This is a genomic window from Arthrobacter sp. Soil_C_60, from assembly GCF_057656375.1.
Genome location: NZ_JBDGKM010000022.1, coordinates 1 through 6962, shown reverse-complemented (window position 1 = coordinate 6962; position 6962 = coordinate 1). Strand labels below are relative to the sequence as shown.

Annotated in this window: 4 protein-coding genes and 1 pseudogene; 4 read left to right on the top strand and 1 reads right to left on the bottom strand. The window is 56.0% G+C overall.

The genetic code is table 11. The features are described from left to right. Positions 1–702 precede the first annotated feature (702 nt). Positions 703–1863: an L-talarate/galactarate dehydratase gene (locus AC3A4M_RS22745; protein ID WP_498738893.1), complete on the top strand. Its 1161-nt coding sequence runs from the start codon at positions 703–705 to the stop codon at positions 1861–1863. 525 nt (positions 1864–2388) lie between these two features. Here AC3A4M_RS22745 and AC3A4M_RS22740 read toward each other — a convergent pair. Next, positions 2389–3096 (bottom strand): GntR family transcriptional regulator, encoded by a 708-nt coding sequence (locus AC3A4M_RS22740; protein WP_498738892.1) that lies wholly within the window; start codon positions 3094–3096, stop codon positions 2389–2391. A gap of 347 nt (positions 3097–3443) precedes the next feature. Between AC3A4M_RS22740 and AC3A4M_RS22735 the strand changes: the two genes are divergently transcribed. The 3 genes and pseudogenes from AC3A4M_RS22735 to AC3A4M_RS22725 form a co-directional block, all read left to right on the top strand. After that, positions 3444–4868, top strand: coding sequence for an ABC transporter substrate-binding protein (locus tag AC3A4M_RS22735; protein WP_498738890.1), 1425 nt, complete (start codon positions 3444–3446; stop codon positions 4866–4868). Between the two features lie 793 nt (positions 4869–5661). Continuing rightward, positions 5662–6567 carry a dihydrodipicolinate synthase family protein gene (locus AC3A4M_RS22730; RefSeq protein ID WP_498738888.1) on the top strand — a complete coding sequence of 302 codons (906 nt, stop codon included), beginning with the start codon at positions 5662–5664 and terminating at the stop codon, positions 6565–6567. Between the two features lie 192 nt (positions 6568–6759). Next, positions 6760–6962, top strand: a pseudogene (locus tag AC3A4M_RS22725) (aldehyde dehydrogenase (NADP(+))); the annotation flags it as partial.

Genomic DNA, 6962 nt, shown 5'->3' with positions numbered 1-6962 from the left:
TCCTCGATCGGCTTCGGCATGGGCATGCTCGCCGCACCCGTCATCGCACTCGTAGACCCCGCTCTCCTACCCGCCAGCATCATCATCCTGGCCCTGCTGCTGAGAGAAAGGCCAGCACCACACCCAGCAGGAGGCCTGCGTTGTGCAGCCAGCCCACGCCATCATGGGAACGTCGCGGTCGAGCCGCGGTGGTCCCATGGTATTAGCGGCTGCAGGTCATGTGACATCACAGGTGCTCGTCCTTTCCGCTCGGATGGTACAGGCCGCGCGGGCCCGTTACGTTGTCTCCCGCTACCCCAGCCGTTACCAAGGCCGCCGTCGGGTGCGGCTCCGCTAACGCTTCATAAAAATGCCTCTATGGAAGGCAGCGCCGCACCTTCAGTCGAGGGAGTGCCACATTCAGTAGTTGCAACGTGGCTCCGGCGCGGCGCCTTAATGCTAAGTCTCGGAATACCAGGACAAGGAGGATCATTCAGTGTGCATACATCTCTCAGCAATCCACAGGACGGCTGAATCGCTGCACTGAACAACACCGCGCAGAACTCAGGGGCAGTGATGGAATACGGCTGAGAGAAATATAACGCGAAGACGAAGGATTTTTTGGCGTCTCCGAAATTGCCTGTCTGGGAACAATCGAATTTAATCGAATTTATAGGAGCGAGTGTGAGCCAAATCAGCAGTCTTCCGCACCAATCTGGGACTATGAAAACCATGTCGAGCCCGTCCGAAGTATCCATAGACCGGATCTCTTCGGTCAGACTATCCTTGACGTTTTTGCCTCTAGTCGCTCCTACCAGTGATGCAAAAGTGCTCACCGGCAGGCAGAAGCCTCTAACGGAAATCGCGTTCTTGTTCGCCGAGATTGCCACCGAGGCTGGCTTTGAGGGTGTCGGCTACAGCTATGCCATACGTGCTGGCGGTCCCGGGCAGTTTGTGCATGCAAAGGAGATCGCGCCGGAGCTCATCGGCATGGATCCGAATGACATCCAGCGTATCTGGACCAGATTGATGTGGTCCAGCGCCTCTATGGGCCGCAGCGGGTTATCCACACAAGCCATCGCAGCTTTCGACATTGCTCTGTGGGATCTGAAAGCCAAGCGTGCACGCCTGCCACTCGGCAAATTCCTCGGTGCGCACAGGGATTCAGTTCCGTGCTACAACACTTCCGGCGGATATCTCTCCCTCTCTATAGATGAAATCATTGCCAACACTGAGGCATCGGTGGACGCCGGTATCGGCGGAGTGAAGATAAAGGTCGGCCACCCTGAGTCGCGGTTCGACATTGAGCGCGTGGCCGCTGTCCGGGACGCGCTTGGCGGAGAATTTGCGCTCATGGTGGATGCCAACCAACAGTGGAATCGCACGACTGCAATCCGCATGGGCCGGGCGCTGGAGGAATTCAATCTGACGTGGATCGAAGAGCCGTTGGATGCACACGATGCCGTTGGCCATGCGGTCCTGGCGCGTGAATTGGACACGCCCGTTGCCACTGGGGAAATGCTCACGAGCGTGGCGGAGCACCGTGAATTGATTTCGAAAGCCTCGGTGGATTTCATCCAGCCTGACGCTCCTCGTGTTGGCGGTATCACGCCTTTTCTGAAGATCATGGCACTTGGAGACCAAGCCGGCCTGAGCATGGCGCCACATTTTGCGATGGAAATTCATCTGCATCTGGCAGCAGCATATGAACTGGATAGCTGGGTGGAGCATTTTGACTGGCTGGACCCGCTCTTTAATGAGCGGCTCGAAATCAAGGGCGGAAGAATGGTCGTCCCTGAGCGTCCGGGCCTTGGGCTTAGTATCAGCGAACGGGCAAGGAGCTGGACAGCGGAGACCGCCGTTTTCGGCGAAGGAGCTCCTTAGCACTCTGTCGCCGTGTCCGCCCCTGGCGGGCCACCACAATGAGGATCAGAGCAGCGTTTCCGGCAATTAGGAAGACATGACGTGCCTATTAATTGACGGCGCCAAGCATCACCGGTAGTTAGGTCCATTCCTAGCAGGTGGCGAGCGGCAAGTTGCAAGCGCTTGATGCGATGAGGGGACGCTCATTCTTTTCTGAACGGTGAATGAGATGCCGCCACAGTCACTGAATGCGGCCGTCTGGCCGGCTGAATATGAATCCGTGTGTGATCACGGCGGATCTGAGCTCACATGACAGGGCGAGAGGACCGCGTACCCTATCCGAAGAGGCAGCGTCGCAACGAACCGCCGTAATCTCCAATGACTAGAGCCGGGCTTGCCCTCGCAGACAACGAGAGCAACCCTCGGCGTCTTGCTGGTTCCAGCACAATCGACAACCAGCTGCGGCGCGGCGGACAAGCATCATCGTCTGGGCTCGGTTCCGGCCGACAATCCGTTCGCTAACGTCTCGCCGGAGGCGCTGCGCTACTATTGCGTAGCTTGTGACGAGGTAGCGCCGAGCGGGAGGCCAACCGACTGGAGGCTCCGCTCACAGAACCGGCGAATATGGCTCTCAACCAGTGTCCGGGTCAAGTCCGCCTTGCCATCACATGCAGCGTCCAACATCGCCTTATGCTCACCCCATTCAATTTCATAAGACGGGACAGATTCTGATGTCTCGGCCGTCTGCCAACCGATGACGCTGATGAGTGCAGTACGATCCCTCAGGTTATCCAACACGTCTCGCATCAGATGGTTGCCGCAATCCTGGTACAGGAGCGAGTGGAACTGCCGGTTAAGGATGCTCAACTTTGCACGATCGCCAGCGGCTACCGCCTGACGGGCTTCGTCGAGGACCATCCCTGCCTGTGCCAAGCTTGGACGGGATTGAGCCCCAACGGATCGGCGTACCGCCTCGGGCTCCATGACTAGTCGCAGGTCGCACACCGCGGAGATGAACTTCGCGTCCACCGTCTGGACTCGGGCCCCCTTATAGGGGACAAATTGAACAAGTCCGGTGTTCGAAAGGATTTTCAGCGCTTCCCGAACAGGGGTTTTGGAAACTCCCATCCTTTCGGCGAGTTCCGCTTCTACCAATGGGGTGCCGGGAGCGAATTCATTGGTCAAGATTGACTGGCGAATCGACTCCAACACCAACTCGATTCGCGATTGAGGAAGGGCCAATTTCCCATTCACGGAAACACCTCCGTCGCTTCCAAGTAACATCCCTCCATCATATGCGATATATAATCCAGACTTTCCCATCACGGCGGTCGGCGTGCAGCTCACCTGCATGTGAGGTTTGACACACGTTGAATATCTCATATATGGTATATGAGACCAAAGAGATTGGCGGAGAGCAATGTAGCTCCTACGTCGCTAACAGTTTGGAGAAAATTTTGACTCCCACACGCCCGTTCGCACGCTTTCGTCGTAGCAGTGCATTGAGTGCGGCCGCATTCGTGACTGTGGTGCTTGGCCTTCAAGCATGCTCAGTCGGGTCCGCATCCGATCAGACCGCTTCGGCCGACAGCGTTCGAATAGTGCTCAAAGAAGAGCCGCCTACGCTTGAGCCGTGCCAAAGCTCCCAGAACTCAACAGGGCTGGTGACGCGATCTAATATCTCGGAGGGGCTGACATCGCGAGATCCCGCCACAGGTGAGCTGAATCCCGCACTTGCGACCGAATGGCAGCAATTAGACGACAAGACTTGGCTTTTCACCCTGAGAGAGGGAGTTAAATTCCACGATGGCACAGTCTTCGACGCGAAGGCTGCAGCTTTCTCCATAGACCGAATGATGAATCCGGATCTAGGGTGTGACGTTGCTGGCCAGTTCTTCGCAGACCAAAAGCTCACAACCGAAGTCGTCGACGACTTGCAACTCAAAGTTACATCAGCAACACCCGATCCCATCTTGCCGCTCAAGCTGTCCTTCGTCGGTATTGTGCCGATTACCACTGACCAGCAGAACAAGGTCCGAGAACCTGTTGGGACGGGCCCATACCAAGTAGGTGCTTGGCAGCCTGGTACTAGCCTGACCTTAGAGCGATTTGATGACTACTGGGGCGAACTGCCCGACTTTTCAACGGCTCAATATTCATGGCGGCCGGAGGGAACAATCCGGGCAGCAATGGTGCTGAATAACGAAGCCGACGTTGCGATCACATTGTCGCCAGAAGATGGGGCAGGCGATTCAGCGGTCGAATACGACACTAACGAAGTCACGTATATGAGGATGGACGCAGGTAAGGCGCCACTGAATGATATTCGAGTGCGAGAAGCCATTAACTATGCGCTCGATAAGGAAGGACTTCTGGCTTCCATATTCGCCGGCAAAGGAAAGTTGGCGACCCAATTAGTCCCCGAGGGGGTGACGGGTCACAACCCGGACCTCCAACCGTGGCCTTATGACATGGAGAAAGCAAAAGCGCTGATTGCAGAGGCAAAGGCCGACGGTGTTCCCGTTGATGAGCAGATCACTATCATCGGCCGTACTGGTTTCTACCCCAAGGCGGGCGAAGCCATGGAGGTTGTCCAAAATAGCCTTTCGGAAGCGGGACTCAATGTGAAGGTGGAAATGGGGGATGTAAATACTTGGCTCCAGCACTTGTTGCGGCCTGTCCCAGCTGACTTTGGTCCGCGGCTTCTCATGGGTATGCACGGAAACCAAGCAGGAGACGCCTCATTCACTTTGCGAAACAATCTCGGAAGCGAAGGGGGACAAAGTAGCTACGGAACACCCGAACTGGACACCCTGATCGCAGTGGGCGAAAGCGCAACCGGGGAAAAGAGAGCTCAAGCATTCGCGGACGCTCTGGCTTACGAACGCGAAGAGATTGTCCGCGATGCCATGATGGTCAAAGTCGGTGCAATGATTGCCCTCAGTCCTGCTGTTTCGTATGAACCCAATTCGGCTTCCGGTGATGAAATGCGCGTCGCTGATATGCACAAAGCAGGTCAACAGTAGGCATGGTGTAAGAGACCTCGCTGACTCATAATGCTTAAAATTGATTAAACGGCACCTCCGAAGGTTGGCTCCGATCAAGAAGCTGACACAGACGGAGGTGCCGTTTCAGCATGCTCCCTGGAATCTCTGTCCAATCACCGATTCCGTCCCCGATGGTCCAGCCCTTGGAACTTTGAAGGGTGACCGCTAAGGCCTCGTGTTCGTCGAACTAATTGAGATCGCCTGTGGCGTCGTGTCCTCGGACGTGGTTCTCCCTGTGCCTGTCTTGCCGTTACCCCGGCAATTATCCCTACAGGGGCCGAAGTAGCATCGGGTGAAGATTGTTTTTCGATCGGTGAGATGGGACTAGTTACGGGGGCAAGCCCGCGTTGAAAGCAGGAACGCAATTCACTTGGCATGAGCTCACCCATGAGCAAGCCAAAGATGGAGTTGCCTCACCCCAACCCAGTGATGTTGTTTTCCTAGGTAAGCGACGAAGGACACGTTGTTGCTCGACGCAGCTTAGGCAATGTGGGGCGGACTGCCGGTCTAGGCCGCCAGTGGATCTTGTCCTCCCGAGTCTTTGACTACTCACCGCCATAAAGCGCCGCGGGCACCAAGGCACACCAAGTCAATGCATGGTGCAAGGTCGACCTCCATCAGATGCCGTCCGAAGCCGTCATGAATGCTTATCGTGCAACATAACCAGCAGCGTGAGGCCTGAATCAGCATTGAGGAGCTTTCGTCAAGGATGGTGTCTTCGCTCACATCATGTATCATATATGAGATATGAAGCCCAGATTAGGAGTAAAAGATGTTTGAACAGATACGCAGTCAGCTAGCAGGAGTTGTAGCCATCCCGGTTACTCCCTTTGATTCGGCCGGCAACGTCGACTCAGATGCGTACACAAGAATCATCTCCAGGATGGTCGAAGCGGGTATCGAGGTAATAACGCCAAACGGAAATACGAGTGAGTTTTATTCGCTCACCGTTCAAGAAAGACAAAGGTGTTTGGAGCTGTCTGTGGCCGCCGTCGGGACCGCAGGCATGGTTTTGGCGGGAGTGGGACATTCAGTTCTAGAAGCTGTAGAAGCTGCGAAAGCTGCCCACCAGGCCGGCGCCACTGCGGTCATGATCCATCAGCCGGTTCATCCGTACTTAAGCGTTGAAGGGTGGTTCGATTATCACCTTGCTATCGCAAACGCCGTCCCCCAACTCGGAGTCGTACTTTACGTTCGAAACCCCCGTATAGATGGCAAAACGATTGCACGCCTAGCTGATGCTGCACCTAACCTGTCCGGGGTGAAATACGCTGTCCCCGATCCAGTCCGCTTCGCGACAGTCCTCAGGGAGTGCGACCGTGATGAGCTTGTATGGATCGCTGGTCTAGCGGAGTTGTCAGCACCGGGCTATTGGGCTGTTGGGGCCACCGGATTCACTTCAGGCTTTGCAAACGTAGCCCCCGTGCTCTCACTGCAACTACTTCAGTCTTTGCGTGCCTCTGATACAGGAAGCGCAATGAAAATTTGGGAACTGATACAGCCGTTCGAGGAGTTACGGGCGCTGAACGATTCAGAAAAGAATGTCTCTGTTGTTAAGGAGTCACTTGCACAAATCGGGTTGTGCAGACGGGACGTGCGTCCGCCGATCAGCGTTCTTGACACACGCGACCGTCAGCTGGTCAAGGACATGATGGTCGGCTGGGAATCAGCGCTGTGACCCCCTCGACAGCCAAACAGAGCTAGACGCACTACCCAGGGACAGGCGGCAGTAAGCGCTGGAAATCTTGTCCCAGGCGCTTGAACTAAATTCGCGCGCACCCCTTCATCCCTAGCCGTTTGAGGGTGTGCTTCCGAATTCATCTCCGCGCTACCAGCCTGCACAATGTCGAGACAGGACACGGAGTTATTTATGCAAGTCAATGGGCAATCGATCATATGCGGCCGGGGCGTCGCAGGTCTGGACGGCGAGGTCAATGCCATCAATCCGGCCACCGGCGAAAAGCTTGAGCCCGCCTTCGGCATGGTCAGCGTGGCGCAGCTCGAAGACGCCACCAAAGCAGCCGAAGCAGCCTTCGACACCTACCGCGCCACCTCCCCCGAGGTACGTGCAGC